Origin of the sequence: Paenibacillus lutimineralis (genome assembly GCF_003991425.1) — a bacterium.
GTDB classification, from domain to species: domain Bacteria; phylum Bacillota; class Bacilli; order Paenibacillales; family Paenibacillaceae; genus Fontibacillus; species Fontibacillus lutimineralis.
This window is the reverse complement of the sequence record NZ_CP034346.1, coordinates 246359-267544: the sequence shown is the minus strand read 5'-3', so window position 1 is coordinate 267544 and position 21186 is coordinate 246359. Positions and strand designations below refer to the sequence as shown.

Below are 21186 nucleotides of genomic sequence, written 5' to 3'. Positions count from 1 at the left end.
TGGCTTAATCCAAACGAGCAATATGGTCGGCGAGTCCTTCGCTACGTTGAGACCTATTGTTCACCTTCCAGACACCTTTTCTCACTCGCCACATAGGCTAATGCATAGAACGATCTAGGAGGATTGTTATGAGGTATCATTGTTCCTTATGCGGCAATTGGAGAGTTGACCATACCATCATCGACGAATGGAATGCCGTAATCCCCCCACCTGCACCGGAGTTAAAATCCATCTACGTTGATCCCAAAAGTACTGCACTCCTTATCTTAGATATGGAGAATTCGATATGTAACAAGCATCGCTGTATCGCGTCCATTCCTAGAATCAAGAGCTTATTGAATAAGGCACGTCAGGCAGGAATGTTAGTTGTCTATAGTCTTACCCATACAGGGAATGTTTCTGACATTAATCAGCAATTAAGTCCTTACACTACAGATCCCATCGTAAAATCGAACGTAGATAAATTCTACGGGACTGACTTAGAAGATATTTTACGTAAACACCATATTCAGAATGTCATTGTCACTGGCTTCGCAGCGAACGGAGCTGTTCTCCATACAGCGGTAGCCGCTGCATTCCGTGGATACAATGTTGCGGTTCCCGTTGATGGAATGTCTGCGGCCAATCTATACCCCGAACAGTACACCGCATGGCATCTCCTCAACAGTCCTGGATCCCGGGACCGAGCCGTCTTAACGAGGACTGATTTAATATCAATTCCAAGTGAGCCTCCAAGTCATGTAAAATAACAAATTTTATTGTCATATCCTATAATGCTCATCATCGTTGTCTTTTCAGGTGATGGTACCGTCGGTAGAACCTTGAGCTGGGCCGACTATGCCTTTGCAACCATTCTAATCAGTTATCCGTTGTATCATCGCGAATCTACCACTACTATGGTTGCTCGCGTTAATAATATGTATAACTTTCGGCTGGTGACCTAAGCGACCTTATTGGTCGCTTTTGCTGTTCAATATATAGTCATCCCCTTGTTCCGAGGCCAAACACCACAATGGTAAAAGCTCGCGTTAGTCCAAACAACCGGTTCATTGTTGCAATATAATATCTCCAAGATGTACTAATCACGTTGCATATATGATTAAGAGTGGGGTTGATGATTTCTTATGATCTATACAGCTCTTGGAGATTCCATCACCTATGGGGAGAATGCCTCTTCACTGGCTAAGGCTTATCCCAGATTGGCCGTATCTGCAATGAATTCAGATTCATGCAAGGTTCGCGGGTTCGTTCTTGCCCATCCTGGCTGGAACAGCCATGATCTATTGGACGCTGTGATATGGCGGGGAGGCCCTATCATCCAATCTGCCTCTGTCGTATCTGTATGGATTGGAGGCGTAGACTTGGCCAATGCGGCACTGTCTTCGCTCAAAAGCAACAAACCACTAGCCGTAAAACAATTTGTTACCAGCTATAGACGTAATTTAGGCGCCATTTTTACTTATATCAGAAAAGGATGCCGCGCTCGGGTCATTTGCTGCACGCAGTACAATCCATTTCCGAACAGCCCTCTTGCAGTCGAATCGATCAGTGGGCTCAACCAAATCATAACCGAACTGGCCCAGCACTTTAATGTCACTGTAGCCCCCGCCCATAAGTGGTTTGAAGGAAGACAGGCAGAACTTATCTACGGATATCAAAATGGAAAAATAGAAGACGCGTTAAGCGGACAGCTGCCTATCCATCCCAATGATCGGGGACATCGAGTTATTGCATCGCGACTCGCCCCGTACCTTTTCCCACAAAGTCAAACTTACGGCCGTATCTCTGCCCGAAAAAGAACCACTAAACGCTAAGTTTAGTGGTTTTTATATGGCTTATTTAAGATATTTGCACGGATTGTCAAATTTTCCAAGCAACCCTATAATAGCATGTAACATTAAAATATATATTCCCACCGGGAGGACTCTTGTTGAAAAATCAAAAAGCATTTACGATATTGCTTATTCTAAACATCTTCTATAGCCTGGCTCTACTGTTATATCCTATGATGCTCATCGGCGCTGCCTTTTCATCCGGTGCTCCCATCGATCCAGCCCTGAAATGGTACGTGAATGCCTATTTGCTGATTATAGTCAGTTATCCGCTCGGTCCATTTCTGTCTTATTTTTGCTGGATGTTTTACAAACGTCTCTCCTTTAGATGGGCTTATGTTATGGCAAATCTGCCACTATTATGGGTACTCGCGTTCATTATAATTGAATTTCTTCTTCAGAGAACCCACAGTTAGGAGGTTATATGATGCTACCTTCCGACATCCAACGGATTTCCCTTATCCTTCCGTTCTTATCCTCCATCCCTGAAAAAGATTGGTCACAAGCCGAAATAAGAACTGTAACTTCCAATACTCCCCACTCTATACGCGAGGGGCATTTGCTGCAGCATGCCATGTTCATTCTGAAAGGTTCGGTGCGAATATACAAGGTCAGCGAACAGGGGCGAGAAGTAACCCTATACCGTGTGCAAGACGGACAGAGCTGTGTTCTTATGATGGCCAGCATTTTAGGCGAGGTCACCTATGAAGCTTCTGCATCCATCGAGGTCGAAACCGAGGTCCTTCTAGTTCCAGTGCAACTATTTAAGAGATGGATCGATACATACGAGCCGCCGAAACAGTTTGTCTTCAAGCAAATTATTCAAAGAATAACTAGTGTTATGGATCTATTAGAGAATGTTGCGTTTAGGTCCATATCCTATCGAATCGCAGATTTTCTGATAAATCAATCTACTGCACATGATGCGATCATAAAAATAACTCACGAACAATTAGCCATCGAATTAGGAACCGCTCGAGAGGTAATCAGCCGTGCCCTGAAAGATTTCGCCAACAAAAATATCCTCGTCTCACGAAGAGGCTATCTACAAATTGTAGATCGAGGCCGCCTGCTTCAAATCCTGAGCGACGAAGCAATGTGACTTTGTTACGGAAGACATGACGAGACACTGCTACGATGAATACAAACAAATCTTAATTTTGAGGTGAACTTGTATGAATTACTACGAGAGCTCCAACCTTAAGAGATTACCTGAACTCATTCGTCTTGCTCCGTCAGCTTCCAAATTATTTTTAGCTTTTGAAAATGAGATCTACCAGGAAATGAACACCCTCTCCTTAAAAACGAAAGAACTGATTGCACTGGCCGTTGCTCATGTCACAGGTTGTCCCTATTGTATTGATGAACATGCAAAAAGATTAAAAGCCCTTGGAGGTACACGGGAGGAGGCCTTTGAGGCCGTACTGGTTGCAACCTCTACTCGCGCTGGAGCAATCTTAAGCCATGCAACTCATTTGTTGCCGTCATTTGACGAGGCCAAGCCGGAGAATCAGGAAACACCAATAAATCCTGAACATCCTAACCATCCCAGCTGCTTCTGCTAATCTACCAGGAAATGAACACCATTCCGTTCTGCTCTACAAAAAACAACACCCTGACCTTCTGCGGTCAGAGTGTTGTTGGTTTTTAGAAGAGGCCTATTCTTACAAGTTCGGTATTTGCCAATCAATTTCTGGAAGCCCCATCTCGCGTAGAAATTCATTAGTACGAGAAAACGGCTTGCTGCCAAAAAATCCCCGATGGGCAGACAGCGGACTCGGATGCGGCGAACGAAAAATCTTATGCCGTGGGTTTGTAATAAGCTCCGCCTTCTTCTGAGCATGACTTCCCCATAATAGGAACACGACAGGCTCTTCTTTCCGGTTAACTGTCTCAATAACTCTATCCGTAAAGCTCTCCCAACCCTGGCTTTTATGAGAATTCGCCTCATGCGCCCTTACCGTAAGCACCGTGTTTAGTAGCAGTACTCCTTGCTGCGCCCACTTCACCAGATGACCGTTGTTAGGGATATAGCAGCCCAGATCATCGCGAAGCTCTTTGAACATATTTTGCAAGGATGGAGGTGTGCTTACACCCTCTTTCACAGAGAAGCTTAGGCCGTGAGCCTGTCCCGGTCCATGATACGGATCCTGCCCTAAGATGACCACCCTCGTATCAGCCAGCGATGTATAGTGCAAAGCATTAAAAATATCGTATTTATCCGGAAAAATAGTTTTTGACTGATACTCGTCCTTCAGAAAATGCCGTAGGTTTAAATAGTATGGCTCAGAAAATTCCTGCTCCAGTTCAGACGCCCAGTCATTCTTCAATATAGCCATTTTCAAGTTTTATCCTCCCGCCAGTGAATAAATATAACTAAATTATATCATAGCGGCTCTTTTCTCGTTCAATCGGGATGTATATAGATAGATATAGACCGTTCATATTATAAAATAAAAGGAGTTAAGCAGATTTCTGTCGAAGCTAAGCCTGCAATAGTTTATTTTCAAATTTTGAAGTTGAGAAGGTGGAATTGTGTCAAAGCAAAAATTTTATGTGGTCTGGGCAGGCAGGAAACCTGGAATATATCATACGTGGGCCGAATGTCAGGAACAAACCAATCAATATGTTGATGCAAAGTATAAGTCATTTAGTTCTAAAAAAGAGGCCGAGCAAGCCTTCCATGATGGATGGCAAAAGCATTGGGGACAAAAAGGCACTGCTAAGCCCGTCCAGCAGAAACAAGAATCACTCATAAAAAATCAAACTGAAAACATAGATATGGATAGCATAAGTGTCGATGTCGGTTGCAGTGGAAATCCAGGGATCGTTGAATATAAAGGCGTAGATACACAAACAGGCGAACTCCTCTTTTATCACGGTCCCATACAAAAAGGTACCAATAATCTCGGAGAATTCATTGCGATTATTCACGGACTAGCCTATTTAAAGGAAAAGGGCAGCAACAAGACCGTCTACTCAGACTCTAGAACCGCTCTTAGCTGGCTAAAAAAGAAAGAAATCAACTCTAATCTTGTAAGAGACCCTTCTACGAAAGAGATTTGGGAGCTTGCAGACCGAGCTCTGAATTGGCTCCGTTCAAACACTTATAAAAACAAGGTATTGAAATGGAATACCGAAGCCTGGGGCGAGATCAAAGCAGATTTCGGCCGAAAGTGATCAGTAAGTTATATAGTACTAGCTGAAGGAGATCTCTCTTGATGAAGCACAATATTATCCCCGATAAGTGGAAATGGACTGGGATTGTAACGATCGGCGGCATATTGATAGGAGCAGGACTTGCCGATTGCCTATTCGCCATGAATCAACTAGATTTGAATCAAATTGCTAGAGGACTCACAATTTTTAGTGCAGGACTCACAATTCTGGTCATTATGGATAACTCCAAAACGCAAAAGAACACCGAGAAAATCCAGCAAGAAGCCCAACTTCGACTAGAAAAAGTAGAAGAACAGCTAAATACAATTTATCAATCGCAACAAATGACTGAGGAACAAGTTCGTGAAATAAAGGAACTTTTGAAAAAGACAAATTCGTAGAGGATATGACACCTACCCGTATGGCGGCTTAACCACTAAATACAAAGGAACAAAAAAGCGACCAGTAACGGTCGCTTTTCTAATGGCATGATGATGCTTCACCTATAAGATCAGATCAGATTTCTTCAACAATTGTTGCAGCATGATCGTTACTTCGGCTCTAGTAACGTCTGCCTTCGAAGCAATGGTAGCGTCGCTTCTACCCGTGACAACTCCCGCCAGGATACAGGCTGCTACATCGCCCTGCGCCCATGCGGATACTTGTCCGCCATCTGTGAATGATTGAAGCGTTACGTTTGCTTCCTGAACCGGCAGCCGATTCTTTAATCCAGTAAGCGTCATTGCCTTAGAAATGATTATCATTGCTTGCTCGCGTGTGATCATCTCCATCGGTCGGAAGCTGCCATCTTCAAATCCGGTAATTAATTGATACTGTCTCGCAGTCCCGACTGCATCGCTATACCAATCCGAAGCTTGTACATCCACAAAGCCTGTAGCGTCAGTTCCTGGCTGTAAGCCTAGTCCTCGTATGACAATTGCCGCGAATTCGGCTCGAGTTATCGGTTTGTCAGGGCTGAATATCCCCTCTCCTGTACCTTGCACGATCAAACGCGAACCCATGTCGTTAATCGCTTGCTTGCCCCAATGATGGGCGACATCATTAAATTCCACATTGTTCGATATTAACGAATAAGTACTATTCGTTAAGCTACTGATGATTGCAAAATATTTGCCCTCTTCCTGAATCAGCTTTGTAGGCACATGACGAAGCGTTCCATCCGTATTGATAACTACGCCTGTCGTAATTCGGCTCGGATCGACGCTATCCGGTATAGCGATCAAACGCTCGATATAAGCATTAAACTCGGCCACCTCTACCTGTTGATTGCCATAGATGGCTCTCACAGTAAAATCAAACGGTGGAACGATCAGGGTAACGTTCGAATTTTGGGCTGCATCTTGGGCGAACTTGACGTTTTCCTTAGTGGATGAGGCTATTTCCACCTGAACTGTTATATCTTTGAGCGCCACCGACGTCCCAGCTTGTCGTGAAATGGCATCAATATTAATTTGCTGAGCTGGAATTCTGTAGCTGGCGTCTTCTGACTTGATTTCCAGATCAAAATTATGTTCTTCCATCATTTTAATTAGAAGGCCATTTAACTCACCTATCAAAACATCGGAATCGCTGTTGAACGGGATCGTCACAACGGAGCGTTCACCGTTAAGCTTTAGTACCTCACCGAACTTGCTTGGATCGATGGTTATAGTAGTAACAGTCTGCTCATTCCTTTGTGAAGTTGTTAACCTTCCAACGTCCATCCCTTTGCCGTTGATTAGTATTGGCGTATACGTATCCGTGCTGATTGTACCTTGAGTCCCGCCACTGTTGCTGTTATTACTATTGCTGCTGTTATTACTGTTACTACCGTTATTGCCGTTATTATTGTTTCCGTTATCCGTGTTATTCACCCGCGTTACCGTGATGCTGTAGCTCTTCTGAGTGGTGCCGTTCTTTCCGGTGACTTGAACCGTGATCGTGTTGGCCCCAACGTTCAGCGCCGTCGTTATAGCTTGTCCGTTTGTAACGGCCGAACCATTCACTGTGATCGTTGCATTAGCATCCACCACACCGTCGGGATAACGTCGATGCTCGCCACTTCATTCCCTACGCTTGCCATAGTTCGTTGTCGCTGCACTGAATGCGGGCGACAATGTGCCTGCGCTCAGCCCCAGTCCGCTTAAATCGGCACTACCGTATGTCGCTCGCGTTACCGTGACATCGTAGTTTTTATTCGTAATGCCATCCTTCGCGGTGACTTGAACCGTGATCGCGTTGTCTCCAACGTTCAGCGCCGTTGCTTGCGATTGACCACTCGCGACAGCCGCTCCGTTCACTGTGATCGTGGCGCCGGTGTCCGCCGCCGTCGGCGTGACGTCGACGCTCGTTACTTCATGGCTGACGCTTGCCGTATAGTCCGTTGTCCCCGCGCTGAATGTCGGCGACAACATACCGCTACTTAGCATGAGGCTGCTCAAATCGGCGCTTGCCGCCGCTGCCCGCGTCACCGTGACAGTGTAAGTTTTCGTATGACCGTTACTTGTTGTAATCGTAATCGTTACCGTGTTGTCCCCAACGTTCAGTGCTAACGATTGTGGCTGACCATCTGTGGCCAACATACCGTTCACCGTCACCGTTGCAGCCGCATCCGCTAGCGAGGGCGTAACATCTATGTTTGTCACTTCATTACCTACACTTGCCGTATAGTCCGTTGTCCCCGCACTGAATGTCGGCGACAATATACCGGCACTGAGCGTCAGTCCACTCAAATCCGAGCTATCCCCGAATTTCATCAGACGGTCGGCATAAAACGGAATCATCCAAACATTTTCACCATCATACACGCCGCCCAGAAACGCATTGCTGCCTTTCGTAAAGCCGCTTGGCCAATTGTTGAATCCAGTCATTTCTCCAGTCGCGGCATTGATCTTAACCAAAATACTAGCCGACAACGGCACCAACCATATATTCGTACCATCATACACGCCGCCTGCAAAGGCGCCGCTCCCTTTTGTAAATCTGCTAGGCCATTCGTTGTATCCAGTCATGACTCCGGTTGCCGTATTGACCTTAACCACATGAGTGGCATTATTCGGGATCAGCCAAATATTCGTTCCATCAAAGACGCCTCCCCAGAAGGCATCCGAACCTTTGGTGAACCCGCTCGGCCAATTGTTGAATCCAGTCATGTCCCCGGTTGCCGGGTCAACTTTGATTAGTCGATTGGCTCCACTCGGAATCAGCCAAAGACTAGTGCCATCGAAAATAGAACCATAGAATGGATAACTGCCAAGGGTTGTACCGCTTGGCCAACTATTATAACTGGTCATGGCTCCAGTCATTGTATCCACCTTGATCAAACGACTGCCGGAATAGGGGGTGAGCCATATGTTGGTACCATCAAAAGCGCCCCCTATAAATTGATCGCTGCCTCTCAATCCATTTGGCCAACCACTATACCCTGTCATAGCACCGGTAGTCGCGTTAACTTTAACGACCTGATTTGCACTAAATGGAATGAGCCATATGTTAGTTCCGTCATAAACGCCTCCAGCAAAGGCATCGCTCCCCCTCGTGAGGTCGGCGGGCCAATTGCTATATCCCGTCATTTCCCCAGTGGATGGATTGACCTTGATCAATCGGTCGGCATTGTAAGGGATCATCCATATATTCGTGCCGTCATAGACACCTCCGGCAAAGGCAGAGAATCCCCTTGTAAATCCGCTTGGCCAATCCTGATACCCTGTAAAAGTGGTCCCCACCACTTCATTCGCTGCTATGGGGCCGCTATATCCTATCCCATCCTGACCGGTGATACTTACAGCCGCTGCAACGGCAGACATGTCACCAATGCCTACGCCGAACTTCACCGGAATTATGCCCGTAGTCAAAAGAATAGCTAAAACTACTACCGCTAATTTCCTACTTATTTTCGTCACCGCTCTTTCGTCCTTTCTTATAAAGAATCCCATCAGCTTCCTATAACTTCAAATTAATATATTACAAAAAGCGACTATTAAATAGTGAGTATCGTCAGTATTTTTGTCATGTTACAAAATGGTATATTGTGCTAGTTAGAAGGAGATAAAGATGAATATAGCCAATAAAACAATATAAAAATTGCAAGGAAACCAAAACATAGGAGGTAATCATGGGTAGATTAGTTCACTTCGAGATTCATGTCGATGATATGGAACGCGCTAAAAAATTTTATGGAGAGGTATTTGAATGGACGTTTGAGGATTGGAGCGACTATGCTGGAATGCCCTATTTCGGAGCTGTGACAGGCGATGAAAATGAATTAGGAATCAACGGCGCTTTGATGAAACGTCACGGTGCTTCCCCACAACCCGGTCAGCCTATGAACGGCTATGCATGTACTATAGGAGTGGAAGATTACGACTCAACCGAGGCAAAAATTCTTAATCTTGGAGGCAAGCTCGCATTGCCCAAGTACGCGTTACCCGGAATGGCTTGGCAAGGGTATTACATCGATACAGAAGGAAATACATTCGGTATTCATCAGCCCGACAAGAACGCGAAATAAATGTAACCTCACACATCGAAAACCCCGACTGCTTAAGGTCGGGGTTTCAATATATTCATAGGAATGTGAAGTATACAATAGTAATCTGATCATTAAATATCTAAATTAAGTTATAAAGGAACGACGCATTAGCTTTTAGGTGGCTAAAGGAGGTCATATTATGCGATTTGGTAAGTTGATGAAAAATGCAAATATCCTTGCGTTTATTGTATTGGTTGTGATACTTGCGCTGACGGCTTGTTCAAAAAGTCCTGCGCGGGGTGGGGTATCCCCATCCTCATCGACCATGCCCTTGTCACATTCAACTGCGCAGATTTACCTATATGGGGAACAGCATGGCGTAGAAAAGATATTGGATAAAGAATTTGAATTGTGGTACGAACACTACCACAACGAAAACATGCAGCATTTATTTGTTGAACTTCCTTACTATACCGCCGAATTTTTGAACATGTGGATGCAGTCGGATAACGACGATATACTTGATGAAATCTTTGATGATTGGAAGGGCACAGCCTCACACAACCCTTATTCAAAAGCATTTTATCAGAAGATAAAACGCGAGTGCCCCCAAACAGTCTTCCACGGGACTGATGTCGGACACCAGTACTCTAGTACTGGTGAACGATTTATGAACCAGCTTCAAAAAAGCAAACTGGAGGATTCTGAGCAATACCAGTTCGTGCAGAAAGTCATTGAACAGGGGATATATTATTACGAAAACTCCGATGAGGCGTATCGCGAAAACATGATGAGTGAGAACTTTATTTACGAATTTGATAAACTGAGCGGTGAGAGTATTATGGGGATTTATGGATCATCCCACACTGGACTTAATTCTTTGAACTCCACTAATACTGTTCCAAGCATGGCGAATCAACTAATGGAGCATTATGGCGATGCGATCCGATCGGAGGATTTATCTAGTTTGGCAAAGGACATTGACCCATACAGAGTAGATACAATCGAGGTTAGTGGAAAAAATTATAAGGCATCATATTTCGGAAAGCAGGACATGACTGGGTTTAAAGATTTTGCATCCAGGGAGTTCTGGCGTTTAGAAAACGCATATGACGATTTCAAGGATAGACCGAAAACAGGCGATCTGCTGCCTTACGACAATTATCCCATGCTGATAGAAAAGGAACAGGTTTTTATAATGGACATTACAAGAACAGACGGCTCCGTCATAAGAACTTACTACCGCTCCGATGGGTATGTATGGAGAGGAAATCCGTCAACGGAGGAGTTTGCAACAGAGTGAGACCTAACATCAAGATCGAACAAACAAGTCGATACTATCAAGTAAAAAAGAATTTCTAGTATTTTTTAAGAGAGGTGTGGCACCTAGTGTCTTCTTTGCGACGGTCCGTCGAGACGGTAGGCAAATCGATTCTCTACGTCTCGACTTGGTGTTGTTTCTGTTCTATTTCATGTTAAATATGTATCTCTTCGCCAAGTATACCGATTCCGTTCTTTTCAGAGAAGGTGTTGTTGGCTTCGCCAAGGCGTTGCTCAAATTTCTGTTTGCCGGCGCGCTTGTCCTCGATATCGGCGTGGTCAGTCTTGGCACCGCTATTTTATTGGCGTCCTGGGCACTACTTCTTCGCCGGAGAGCGCGGATTCTAGCGCTGACGATCATGAATACGGCCAGCTTGGGGATGTGAACAGCAGCATCAAAGTGCTGTTTCGAAGTACGGATTGGATCTTTCTGGCCGAGGCCGTAGTCACTTTGACGCTCGGTATAATCACTTTCCGCAGTTTGGATCGCACTAAGCCCAAGCTGTCCGCCGCGAACGTGATCGCCAAGAGCTCCATGTTCGTTATTGTTGCGGCGCTTGGGACTGGGCTGATCGGATTTCACACATTCGATACGTACCGTTCGATTGAGGGCTTGTTTCAGAGTTACACCGTGAACGCCAACGATTACAACATATACAAGCAGTGGTTCCGGGAGCACAATGCCGCTATCGGAGCTGATACGCCTTACCGCGGCATAGCTAAAGGGAAGAACGTCCTTATTGTACAGATCGAAGCGTTGCAGAGCTTCGTCATTAACAAAAGTATAGACGGGCAGATCATTACGCCGAACTTGAACGAGCTGGCCAAAGAGAGTCTTTATTTCGATCACTTTTATCATCAGAACGCGCAAGGCCGGACATCCGATGCCGAGTTTACCGTGAAAGCATCGCTGCAGCCGCTAGCTGCCGGTTCGGTCTATATCCGGTTTCCGAAGAATGATTACGAAGCGCTGCCTTCGATCCTGAAACGGAACGGTTACGATACCGCTGCATTCCATGCGTTCCGCGCCGGCTTCTGGAACCGGAATGTGATGTACCGGAATATCGGGTACAACCGTTTTTACAGCGCGAGCGATTTCGTATATGACGAAAAGAAAGAGAGGATCGGCTGGGGTCTTAACGATATCGGATTTTGAAGCAGACCGTAGGGTTTTTGGATTCGTCGGTAAACCAACCGTTTTTTGGATTTGCTGTCACGTTGACCAGCCACCATCCGTTCTATTTACCCGAGCAGCACAAAACAATGACAATGCCTTCTTACAGCGATCCTCTATTTAAGGATTATATCCACGCGATTCATTATATGGACCAAGCGATCGGGGAATTGGTGAAAGACCTGAAGGCTAACGGTTTGTGGGACAATACGGTGATGGTGATCTACGGCGACCACGACAGCAGCTTGGTGAAGAATGATAGCGAGCTTCCGGAATTCGCGGTGGGCAATTACGATTCGCTTGAATTCGAGCAGTTGAAAAAAAGTGTGCCATTGATCATTCATCTGCCCGGCGGGCAGATACTCGACGCTATCGATAGTTCCGGGTTAACTATTAATGCTTAGCTTCAAGTATTGTATTAGCCTTGTCAATGCACTTGAGTAAATTGAGTCATGTCTATGCACAAACCATACCTGCAAATCTCGGTACTCTTCAGGCAAACGGTGAGAAGCGATGATGCCCTGCTCTTCCGCCTTGGCAATCGATGATCGTGGTAGCATAGACACACCGAGACCAGTGGAAACCCCATCTAGAATAACTGCTAATGTGCCAAATTCCATAATCTGATATGTGGCCAGACCAGTTCCTCTCAGAAAACTCTCCGCTTTTTCCCGATGCGTACATCCAACATCGAAAAACAACATCGGCTTCGAAAGCAGCTCGTCCATGTTGCTTTTTCCCGGCTCCGATATCAGCACCAACTCCTCTTTAAAAGCCGCGACATGTTCTATGTCAGGATGGTCAATTGGTCCATATACAAAAGCCCCATCAAGCTCGTAATCCAGCACCTTTTGTAAGAGAGCATGTGTCACACCTGTAATGAGTGATACATTAACATCTGGATATTGTGATTGATATTCGGCCAATAGAGGCGTCAGATGAATGACCGCAGTCGTTTCAATGGAACCGATCCGAAGAGGCCCTGAAGGATGGTCCGAGTATTGTGTAGATTTCACTGCCTCGTCTATCAGAATCAGTATTTTATCCGCATATCCCAGTAAATTCTCGCCAGCAGGAGTTAGCGTCATCCCTCGATTGGATCGCCGAAAAAGGGGGGTTTTCAACTGCGCCTCCAGATACTGAATTCGGTTCGTCACATTAGACTGTACATAATTCAACATTTGCGCAGCCTTGGTTATACTCCCCTCTCGAGCTACAGCTTGAAATATTCTTAAATCTCCGCTTTCCATTTCTATTTCACCTGCTTGGTATGATCATTTATGATACTCACATTCGGTTTTGTTCATTTTACTGTATGATTCCCACTCTGTACAATTCACAATAGATTCATCGAAATACGAATTACTGGAGGAGTTAGGATGAAAGCAATCATACATGCTGGGATGAACGGCTTGAAGGGCTTAACATATGAAGACGTTATTGACAAACAGCCGGGCCTCGGCGAAGTAAAAGTAAGGCTGAGAACTGCTGGGTTGAATCATCGAGACTTATTTCTCATGGCGGATCGAACAAATAAGGATGTTCCCCTAATTATGGGTTCTGATGGCGCGGGTAGAATTGAAGCGGTAGGTGAGTGCGTAACAAACATTACAGTAGGTACCGATGTCATCATTAATCCGTGTATCGGATGGGAAGCTACCCATGATGTCCCGACCGTTCCAGCCATAGTGGGCGGTCCTTCAGACGGTACATTCGCCGAGTCTATCATCATCCCTGCGCAAAATGCCGTCAGCAAACCAGCTTACTTGTCATGGGAAGAAGCTGGGGTGCTGCCCTTGTCTGCCTTGACAGCTTATCGGGCTTTGTTCACAAGAGGTAGCTTAAAGCAAGGAGATCATATCCTTATTCCAGGTATTGGTGGAGGTGTGGCGACTTATGCCATGCTTATGGCTTCAGCAGCAGGTGCACGAGTCAGTGTCACATCACGTAGTGAAACAAAAAGGCAAGCTGCTCTTGCACATGGGGCAGATCATGCCTTTGACAGTCATAGCGATTGGAAGGAAAGTATGAGAGGAGAAACAGTGGATCTCATCCTAGACAGTATCGGGCCAGCGACGTTCCAGCATTACTTTGATGTCATTAAGCCGAATGGCCGTATCGTCACGTATGGAGCAAGCTCAGGAGATCGAATGGAACTAGCGGTACGGTCTATATTTTACCCCCAAATCAGTATCATCGGCACCTCTATGGGAAGCAGTGAAGAGTTTATTGCTATGCTTGAATTTATGGAACGCCACTCGATACGCCCTATTATTGATAGTGTCTATCCTTTACAAGACACTCTTCAAGCCTTTCAGCGAATGCAACAGGGGGAGCAATCTGGGAATATTGGAATAAGAATAGATTGAGACTCTGAAAGTAGTAATTTCGTTTGGGTCAGCTTGTTCTTCTATTTTCTATAAAAGCAAAAATCCACAACCTTTCGGTTGTGGATTTTATGTATGGAGGCGAGGAGAATCGCCCCTCTGTCCGAAGTCAACGCCACATAGATGGGCACTTCGTGGTGGGTGTAGTCACAGTTTAATGTCTCCCTAGTGAACCAAATATATCATCTTTCTCCAGAATTTTTTTCCAAAATATAAGCGATCTTCTCCAATATAAACCTTTCGCAATATCTACTATAAACTCCACTGCATATTTAGGTCCCATTCGTAAATGGTATTCATTCAACATTAAAAATGATTTTGTAAGCAAATAGGCTGTACGCTCATTGTCATTTGTAAAAGCAATGGTTTTTTACCAGAGTTTCCAGAAAAGCTAATTCACCTAATAATTTATAGATAATAAACAAACGAGTTCCCTCGTTTAATATATGATTTGTATAATTTTAAAAATAAACTTGTTTTAAAAATATATACAAAGTATAATTTATTTACAAATAGTTTGGAGGGATTTAATATGAGTATCTCACTTACAAAACTTTCTGGGATTGTACATCATAAACGTAAAAATGTACGAAAGATTACGTTAGAGGAATTGAGTGGGGAGACCAATATAAACAAAGATACATTAAGTCGCATAGAGAACGGCCGTTTTTATCCAAGCATTGAACAATTGAATATTCTTATGGAAGCCCTGCGTTTTTCTTTAAAAGATATTGAGGAAAATCCGGATGAGAAGAAGGTATTCCTTGCGATGATGGGGAGCGCAACGACTGAAAATGAACGTGTAAACTTCGACAAAATGATTTCTATGATGCTTTGCCTCAGAAAACATGATCGTTTGAGAAAGAGACAGAGAGAGGAAATGACTTCGTGTTAACAAAAGAAGATCTTTATACCATTGAAGAGCTTGCCAAAGAAAAACGTAGAGTGTTGGAGCTTGGTATGGGGCCGTTAGGAGATAACCTTTTCAAAGTTATACGAACACTGGGCATTCAGTTGATACAGATTCCCTTTTTGAATGAAGGAGAAGAGTCTGATAACCCTCTTGCAGCTCTTTATCTTTCTTCCAAAGAAGACGATGGGTATTCGATTTGTTATATCGGTTTGAATACAACGGATTTTTGGGATAAACAAATTTTTGCACTAGCTCATGAATTATATCACCATTTCGAATCTTCAGACCCTTTTGTTTTATGTAGAGGCCTTGATCATTCAAGTGACATCAGGGAATTAAAGGCGAACCGATTTGCAGCTGAATTTCTCCTTCCTACCGAAAAACTTGTACATGAGGTTAAGGAAAAGAACAAAGGCAATCAAGATTTAAAAGGCTGGACTACAAATGCGCTGCTGCGCCTAATTGCGGAGATACATTGTGATTACCGGTTGCCTTTTAAAGCAATCGTTCGTCGTTTACAAGAAGTTGGTGCAATCTCGAAAACCGTACTTGAAGACCTTCTAAAAATTGATGCAAGAGACCACGAAGGCATTTATTATGCTCTTGGCTCAAATATAAACTCAAAGGCTTTCCAACAACTCAATACCAAAACCAATCTATTTGGGGTTGAAGGAGAGAATTTAGGAAAACTTATTGAGAATTATGAAGAAGGAAAAGTATCACTTAGTGAACTTTCAGACGATCTAAATCTATTCGGAAAATCCTTAGAGGACTACAAGTTAATGGAAGAAGCCGACTTAGATGATGATGACGATCTGGCCCTCCTATTTAAGGAGGAAGAGGATTGAGAGTCAATGTAACCGATCAGAACCCAGCTCTTGTTTCGCTTATTAACGACTATACTCAACAGATACCTCTTGATGCTAATTTCTTTATTTCTTTTGATCGTTCAAACACAGTCAGAGGTTCGTCTGCCATTCCCTTTAAATCATTTCAAAAGTTTTGGCTTGATCCGCTTTTTCTTACTTTCCCTTATCTATCCATTCATAGAGTGGTTTTTAATGAGCTCGTAAGTAGCGACTCAAGAAATTATGCACTAAGTAGAATAGATCAGGGCCATCTTATTGTTATGGAAGATAGCGAATTTGAACCGGATAAAGAAATTTATAGACAGTCATTTGAAAAAGCGATCGCTGCCCATACTGCCTATGAACCTGAGTTAGATAACGCTGATGATCGTGGTGAAGTTAAGTCTTTAGCCTATATCGCTACAAAACCACTTAACTTTTTTGCCTCTCATGATTCGAGAGCGTTGAGACTCTTGGAATCACCAACCAAAGAAACGATTGGGTTGGCAAATGTTGGGGCAATTGAAATTTATGAACTCTTGTATTATTTACGGCGGATGGAAATGGTAGAACCCGAAGATGGTGTCAATGGTTTGAAAATGATTTATAAGTATTTATATTATCTTACTAAAAAGGAAAAACAGGATAATCCTCAATGGGGAGAATTCTATCAGCTAATGGATGGTTTATACGCATCCGAAATTCAAAAAAGCACTGGCAAACCTATTCCTTATAGGTCTTCCTAATTTTGTCGAGGGACAAGAATATGGCCCGATTACGATTTTTCCTGTAAGGAGATTATGGGCTTGCATGGCTATAAGGATATCGAATGTGTGGACGCGTCCTATCTGGATGATGTTCGCTTGATGACAAACACTGGTGAACATGCTTTCAGTCCCAAGGGTGAAACGACACGCGCGCAGACGGCAGTCGTATTCATTCATACGCTGCTCCAGCTTGCAATGATCGACTAAATTTCATCAAGAAAAAAGTCCGAGGATCTTGTATAGGTCGTCGGACTTCTGCATGATTAAATTGAAGCTAGATCTTATTAGGTCCATATATTACTGATGCTCTTTTATATTTGTAATAGTATCCAAAACATCCCGTATCACTGATATCTCGTCTCACACCGATTTGGTTATTCTCCATAATGTGCTCTACACAAGTCATCATATTCTCCAAATAAATGGTTCCAATTGGTCTTAAGAAATGTCCGGGAAATATTAATTCATACTCTCCCCGATAATCCCAAAGCTTCTTCAATGATTGCTGATAAACCCCCAAGTCAGCTGAATAATGATCAAATAAAAGCGTAGGTGTGCTCACAAGAGTATCAGCTGAAAAAAGCAATCGATTCTCTCGATCCAATAAACAGATGCAATCCTTCGTATGTCCCGGCGTAAAGAGCACTTCCAACGTTCTGTTCCCCAGATCAAACACATAGCCTTCTTCGATCGCAATCATTTGAAATTTCCCCACTCGAATCATATCTTCTTCAAAAGTGTCACAACCGGAATATTCCCTTCGCTTTGCCTGTGATTCAAAAAAACTTTTTCTGTATTCCGCTGTATTCTGCTCCAATATGACAGGAATCGCTTCTTTATAAGCATAAATCTGCTCAAATCGATTATTCCCTCCAACATGGTCATAATGATGATGGGAGTTCACAACAATAATCGGCAGCTTTGTAAGGGACTCTACGACTTTGCGTATATTTCCAAGCCCCAGTCCGGTATCTAATAGAAGTGCTCTTTCCTCACCAATAATCAGATACATCAAATCAATCCCGAATTCATCAATTGCCCATACATCGTTGGATACCTGCTGTACAATGAATCCGTCTATGACTTCTATATTTGTATTATCTTTATATGAGATTTCTTTCGTATCCATTCATGTGTCCTCCTCAACTCTTAATTGCTCCTGCAGTCAGTCCGCTTGTTATAAATTTCTGCGCCACAATATAAACCAAGATTACCGGAAGCATTGATACTGTCAGTCCTGCAATCAATAAATTCCACTGTGCATTAGTAGCTGATTTAAAAACATAGAGATTCACCGTAATTGTTCTTAATTTTTCTTCCCCAATCAATATGGATGGTAACAAGTAATCATTCCACGTCCATAAAAAGAACAATACCGCTAAGGTAACCGTTGTCGATTTTAATAGTGGAAATATGATTTGGATCATAGTTCGAGCCGGTCCACATCCATCTAACGCTGCTGATTCTTCCAGTTCACGAGGTACCGATTTTAGAAAACCCACATAGGTCATAACACCAAATGCCGTAAAAAACCCACTGTTAAATATAACCAGCCCAAGAAGCGAATTATTCAAATGCGTTTTCGCTGCTAAGACAGCGACAGAAATCATCACTGTGTGAAACGGAATAATTTGTCCAAGAACAAACAACAGATAAATTTTGTCGGAAAATTTCTTTTTAATATGAGTAAGACCGTACGCACACAGAAAGGAAACTACACAAGTAAGCAAAACTGTGAATACCGTTACTAGTATCGTATTACGAAACACAATATTAAAATTCATTATTTTTAGCGCTTCTACGAAATTATCAATATAAAGGCTCTTTGGCAATGATATAAAAGAAGCCAATATCTCCTTGTTTGGTTTAAATGAATTCATAATAATCAAGAAAACCGGCATCATAAACAATACTCCAAGCAAGAAGGACATTATACTTCGGGTCCACAACAGAGTTTTTCTCTTTTTTAATAATTTCATTAATATTGCACTTCCCTCTTCCGTGTCACACGTAACTGGATAATTGCAATCACCGCAACAATCAATAATAAAATAACGGATTTTGCAGAAGCGTAACCTGTCTGATACGTTTTAAAAGCATCATTATATATATTTAGTGCAACCGTTTGGGTACTTTTAAACGGACCCCCTCCTGTTAATGCCAGCGGGATATCAAAAGCCTTAAATGCTCCTGCAATGGATACAAATAAATTAATGGTAAACGTCGGCATCAGTAACGGGATATAAATCAAACGTACTTTGCGAAATCCTGTACATCCGTCTAATTGGGCCGCTTCAACAACATCTTTTGGTATTGTCTGCAAACCCGCAATATATAAGATCATTAAAAATCCAGTTGCCTGCCATATGCTTACCAGAATCACGGTAAAGGCTGCTGTTCCTCCTGAACCAAACCAACTGAGTTCTGCCAGCCATATCATCCCAAGTTTGTCCGCTATAGTGGGTATTGCACCTGTAAATATAAATGACCATACGAATGCAACGATAACGCCACTTATAATATTCGGAATAAAGAAAAACGACCGCGTAATACTTTTCCCATACACTTTGTTGTCTAGCAGCAGCGCTACGAAAAAAGAAATAATATTCGTTCCTAGAATCGTAAATAAAGCCAATACAATTGTGAACACGAGTGAATGGAGAAAGGTAGCATCACTGAAAAGCTTTATATAATTGTCAAAACCGATGAACGTTTTATCTTGCTCCAAAAGACTCCACTTTTGAAAAGAGGATGGAATTGTTCCTAAGGCAAGCGGAATTATCAACGCAAACATATACAATCCAAATGCAGGTACAATAAGTAGATAGTAAAACTTCTGATTTTTCTTGTGTAACAAATCTGACATTAGACGATCCCCTAACTTTAAGAAAAGCTGTTGCAAAATACAATTCTTGTTTTACAACAGCTTTCCAATTTATACTACTGCAATAACTCTTTCACTCCATTATCCAATGCCTGCATCGTTTGCTTGCTATCCAATCCATTCATCATATACCCCTGAATGGTCTCTCCAGCAGTACTTCCGAAGCCTGATGGAAGTTGCAAGTAATTCCAACCGCGAACTTTACCAGCGTTCATGTAATTCGTATAATCTTTAAAGTACGGGTATTCCTTGGTCATTTCAAAAGGCATTGCTGGCGGTGAACTACCTAAACTATCACTTACATGATGGAACCATCCATTCTTGTCGTTATTATCACTGATATAATCCAGTACTTCCAAAGCCGCCTCTAAATTTTTGCTATCCTTATTTACAGCAATAGAAATACCTACATCCACATCCAGTTTTGCATCTGCACTGTTATCAGTCACCGGTACTGCGAACAAACCAACGGGTAGATCAGGATTAATGCTAGACAAGTTTAGTAAAGCAAATTCACCAGACAACAACATCGCTGCCTCACCATTTGCCAATGCATTGAAGCCAGTCGTTGAATCCGCATCCATATAGTTTTTTCCGGAATTCTCCTTGATCAAATCCAGGAACTCATACACACGATTAGAGCCTTCTACATCATAAGTCCCTTTTCCAGCATTCATATCGGCTATCCAGTCATCCATATCATCGCCTAGAATCGCTCCTTGCAAGGTGCTTAGCATATGCATCAGAGTCCAGCTATCTTTGAATGTTGCAGCAAATGGGGTAATGTTTTTGGCATTCAACTTATCAACTGCTTCTTTCATTTCGTCAAATGTTTCTGGAACTTTTTCAATTCCAGCTTCTTTAAACAAGTCTTGATTATAATAGATGCCAAGCATTTCTAAAACCGTTGGAAACGCATACATTTTGCTTTCATAGGTTCCCGATGCCTTCATCGAATCATACAGTTGATCGTTAAATTTGCGGTCTGATAAATCTAGAATTTTCCCATTTCTTGCAAATTGCTGTACTTCACTGTACGGGTTCAAGAAGAATAAATCAGGCAAATCATTCGAAGCTACTTTTGCACCGAGATATTCTGTATAACTTGTCTGCATATCGATCACAAAATTGATTTTATTTTGTCTCTTATTAAATTCTTCAGCTGCCTTAGCAAAATTGTCAGCCGCACCTGAAGCCCAAACTGCGAGCTTAACCGTGACTCGTTCGTCACCTTCGGCATTCCCATTCTCCGTGCCGCTGCGGTCATTAGTTCCACAAGCCGGAAGCACAAGCAATACAAATATAAGCATTAAACTTAGTGATTTTTTCACATTGAAATCCCTTTCAATTTTGAATTTTTTACAATTTGCAAATTGTTTTATTTCATAGGCTTATTATAGCGTTGCGATCTTGCAGCGTTAAGGGCATACT

Annotated in this window: 25 protein-coding genes; 17 read left to right on the top strand and 8 right to left on the bottom strand. The window is 43.0% G+C overall.

Annotated features, from left to right (window positions below; genetic code table 11):
* Window positions 1–128: 128 nt before the first annotated feature.
* The 5 genes from EI981_RS01260 to EI981_RS01240 all read left to right on the top strand — a co-directional run bounded on the left by EI981_RS01260 (window position 129) and on the right by EI981_RS01240 (window position 3397).
* Window positions 129–749 carry a cysteine hydrolase family protein gene (locus tag EI981_RS01260; RefSeq protein ID WP_126994736.1) on the top strand — a complete coding sequence of 207 codons (621 nt, stop codon included), beginning with the start codon at window positions 129–131 and terminating at the stop codon, window positions 747–749.
* A 375-nt stretch (window positions 750–1124) separates the two neighbouring features.
* The gene (locus EI981_RS01255) at window positions 1125–1814 is read left to right on the top strand and encodes an SGNH/GDSL hydrolase family protein (RefSeq protein ID WP_126994734.1); all 690 of its coding nucleotides are present in this window, start codon (window positions 1125–1127) and stop codon (window positions 1812–1814) included.
* 116 nt (window positions 1815–1930) lie between these two features.
* Entirely contained in the window at window positions 1931–2248 is a 318-nt protein-coding gene (locus EI981_RS01250) for a hypothetical protein (protein ID WP_126994732.1), read from the top strand.
* 11 nt (window positions 2249–2259) lie between these two features.
* Window positions 2260–2934: a Crp/Fnr family transcriptional regulator gene (locus EI981_RS01245; RefSeq protein ID WP_227011641.1), complete on the top strand. Its 675-nt coding sequence runs from the start codon at window positions 2260–2262 to the stop codon at window positions 2932–2934.
* Between the two features lie 73 nt (window positions 2935–3007).
* Window positions 3008–3397 carry a carboxymuconolactone decarboxylase family protein gene (locus EI981_RS01240; protein ID WP_126994728.1) on the top strand — a complete coding sequence of 130 codons (390 nt, stop codon included), beginning with the start codon at window positions 3008–3010 and terminating at the stop codon, window positions 3395–3397.
* Window positions 3398–3496: 99 nt separating this feature from the next.
* On the opposite strand, the gene EI981_RS01235 is transcribed toward EI981_RS01240, so the two are convergent.
* Complete coding sequence (locus EI981_RS01235; protein WP_127004233.1) at window positions 3497–4171, bottom strand: uracil-DNA glycosylase; 675 nt, start codon at window positions 4169–4171, stop codon at window positions 3497–3499.
* Between the two features lie 196 nt (window positions 4172–4367).
* Between EI981_RS01235 and rnhA the strand changes: the two genes are divergently transcribed.
* Window positions 4368–5012, top strand: coding sequence for a ribonuclease H (rnhA, locus tag EI981_RS01230; protein WP_126994726.1), 645 nt, complete (start codon window positions 4368–4370; stop codon window positions 5010–5012).
* 41 nt (window positions 5013–5053) lie between these two features.
* Window positions 5054–5392, top strand: a complete 339-nt coding sequence (locus EI981_RS01225; protein ID WP_126994724.1) for a hypothetical protein — start codon at window positions 5054–5056, stop codon at window positions 5390–5392.
* Between the two features lie 102 nt (window positions 5393–5494).
* On the opposite strand, the gene EI981_RS01220 is transcribed toward EI981_RS01225, so the two are convergent.
* Both EI981_RS01220 and EI981_RS01215 read right to left on the bottom strand, forming a co-directional pair.
* Entirely contained in the window at window positions 5495–7024 is a 1530-nt protein-coding gene (locus tag EI981_RS01220; RefSeq protein WP_126994722.1) for an S-layer homology domain-containing protein, read from the bottom strand.
* 30 nt (window positions 7025–7054) lie between these two features.
* A complete protein-coding gene (locus EI981_RS01215; protein WP_162616048.1) occupies window positions 7055–8845 on the bottom strand; it encodes a cadherin-like beta sandwich domain-containing protein in 1791 nt (596 codons plus the stop codon).
* 260 nt (window positions 8846–9105) lie between these two features.
* Between EI981_RS01215 and EI981_RS01210 the strand changes: the two genes are divergently transcribed.
* The 5 genes from EI981_RS01210 (at window position 9106) to EI981_RS29925 (ending at window position 12360) form a co-directional block, all read left to right on the top strand.
* Window positions 9106–9501: a VOC family protein gene (locus tag EI981_RS01210; RefSeq protein WP_126994718.1), complete on the top strand. Its 396-nt coding sequence runs from the start codon at window positions 9106–9108 to the stop codon at window positions 9499–9501.
* Window positions 9502–9661: 160 nt separating this feature from the next.
* Window positions 9662–10765, top strand: coding sequence for a hypothetical protein (locus tag EI981_RS01205; RefSeq protein ID WP_227011640.1), 1104 nt, complete (start codon window positions 9662–9664; stop codon window positions 10763–10765).
* 76 nt (window positions 10766–10841) lie between these two features.
* On the top strand, window positions 10842–11168 hold the full coding sequence (locus EI981_RS01200) for a hypothetical protein (protein WP_126994716.1): 327 nt from the start codon (window positions 10842–10844) through the stop codon (window positions 11166–11168).
* Window positions 11169–11182: 14 nt separating this feature from the next.
* Window positions 11183–11938 (top strand): LTA synthase family protein, encoded by a 756-nt coding sequence (locus EI981_RS29930; RefSeq protein ID WP_250645656.1) that lies wholly within the window; start codon window positions 11183–11185, stop codon window positions 11936–11938.
* A complete protein-coding gene (locus EI981_RS29925; protein ID WP_162616047.1) occupies window positions 11935–12360 on the top strand; it encodes a sulfatase-like hydrolase/transferase in 426 nt (141 codons plus the stop codon). The genes EI981_RS29930 and EI981_RS29925 overlap by 4 nt, the downstream gene beginning before the upstream one ends.
* Here EI981_RS29925 and EI981_RS01185 read toward each other — a convergent pair.
* Window positions 12343–13206 (bottom strand): LysR family transcriptional regulator, encoded by an 864-nt coding sequence (locus tag EI981_RS01185; protein WP_126994709.1) that lies wholly within the window; start codon window positions 13204–13206, stop codon window positions 12343–12345. The two genes, EI981_RS29925 and EI981_RS01185, sit on opposite strands and share 18 nt — an antisense overlap.
* 129 nt (window positions 13207–13335) lie before the next feature.
* Between EI981_RS01185 and EI981_RS01180 the strand changes: the two genes are divergently transcribed.
* The 5 genes from EI981_RS01180 (at window position 13336) to EI981_RS28900 (ending at window position 17078) form a co-directional block, all read left to right on the top strand.
* Window positions 13336–14325, top strand: coding sequence for a zinc-binding dehydrogenase (locus EI981_RS01180; RefSeq protein WP_126994707.1), 990 nt, complete (start codon window positions 13336–13338; stop codon window positions 14323–14325).
* A 550-nt stretch (window positions 14326–14875) separates the two neighbouring features.
* Window positions 14876–15238, top strand: a complete 363-nt coding sequence (locus EI981_RS01175) for a helix-turn-helix domain-containing protein (RefSeq protein ID WP_126994705.1) — start codon at window positions 14876–14878, stop codon at window positions 15236–15238.
* A complete protein-coding gene (locus tag EI981_RS01170) occupies window positions 15232–16104 on the top strand; it encodes an ImmA/IrrE family metallo-endopeptidase (RefSeq protein WP_126994703.1) in 873 nt (290 codons plus the stop codon). The genes EI981_RS01175 and EI981_RS01170 overlap by 7 nt, the downstream gene beginning before the upstream one ends.
* On the top strand, window positions 16101–16850 hold the full coding sequence (locus tag EI981_RS01165) for a hypothetical protein (protein ID WP_126994701.1): 750 nt from the start codon (window positions 16101–16103) through the stop codon (window positions 16848–16850). Before EI981_RS01170 ends, EI981_RS01165 begins: the two co-directional genes overlap by 4 nt.
* A gap of 60 nt (window positions 16851–16910) precedes the next feature.
* Window positions 16911–17078: a hypothetical protein gene (locus EI981_RS28900; protein ID WP_162616046.1), complete on the top strand. Its 168-nt coding sequence runs from the start codon at window positions 16911–16913 to the stop codon at window positions 17076–17078.
* 67 nt (window positions 17079–17145) lie between these two features.
* On the opposite strand, the gene EI981_RS01160 is transcribed toward EI981_RS28900, so the two are convergent.
* The 4 genes from EI981_RS01160 to EI981_RS01145 all read right to left on the bottom strand — a co-directional run bounded on the left by EI981_RS01160 (window position 17146) and on the right by EI981_RS01145 (window position 21086).
* Window positions 17146–18000 carry an MBL fold metallo-hydrolase gene (locus tag EI981_RS01160; protein ID WP_126994699.1) on the bottom strand — a complete coding sequence of 285 codons (855 nt, stop codon included), beginning with the start codon at window positions 17998–18000 and terminating at the stop codon, window positions 17146–17148.
* A gap of 13 nt (window positions 18001–18013) precedes the next feature.
* On the bottom strand, window positions 18014–18850 hold the full coding sequence (locus tag EI981_RS01155; RefSeq protein ID WP_126994697.1) for a carbohydrate ABC transporter permease: 837 nt from the start codon (window positions 18848–18850) through the stop codon (window positions 18014–18016).
* Window positions 18850–19737 (bottom strand): carbohydrate ABC transporter permease, encoded by an 888-nt coding sequence (locus EI981_RS01150; protein WP_126994695.1) that lies wholly within the window; start codon window positions 19735–19737, stop codon window positions 18850–18852. Before EI981_RS01150 ends, EI981_RS01155 begins: the two co-directional genes overlap by 1 nt.
* A gap of 74 nt (window positions 19738–19811) precedes the next feature.
* Entirely contained in the window at window positions 19812–21086 is a 1275-nt protein-coding gene (locus tag EI981_RS01145; RefSeq protein ID WP_227011639.1) for an ABC transporter substrate-binding protein, read from the bottom strand.
* Window positions 21087–21186 lie beyond the last annotated feature (100 nt).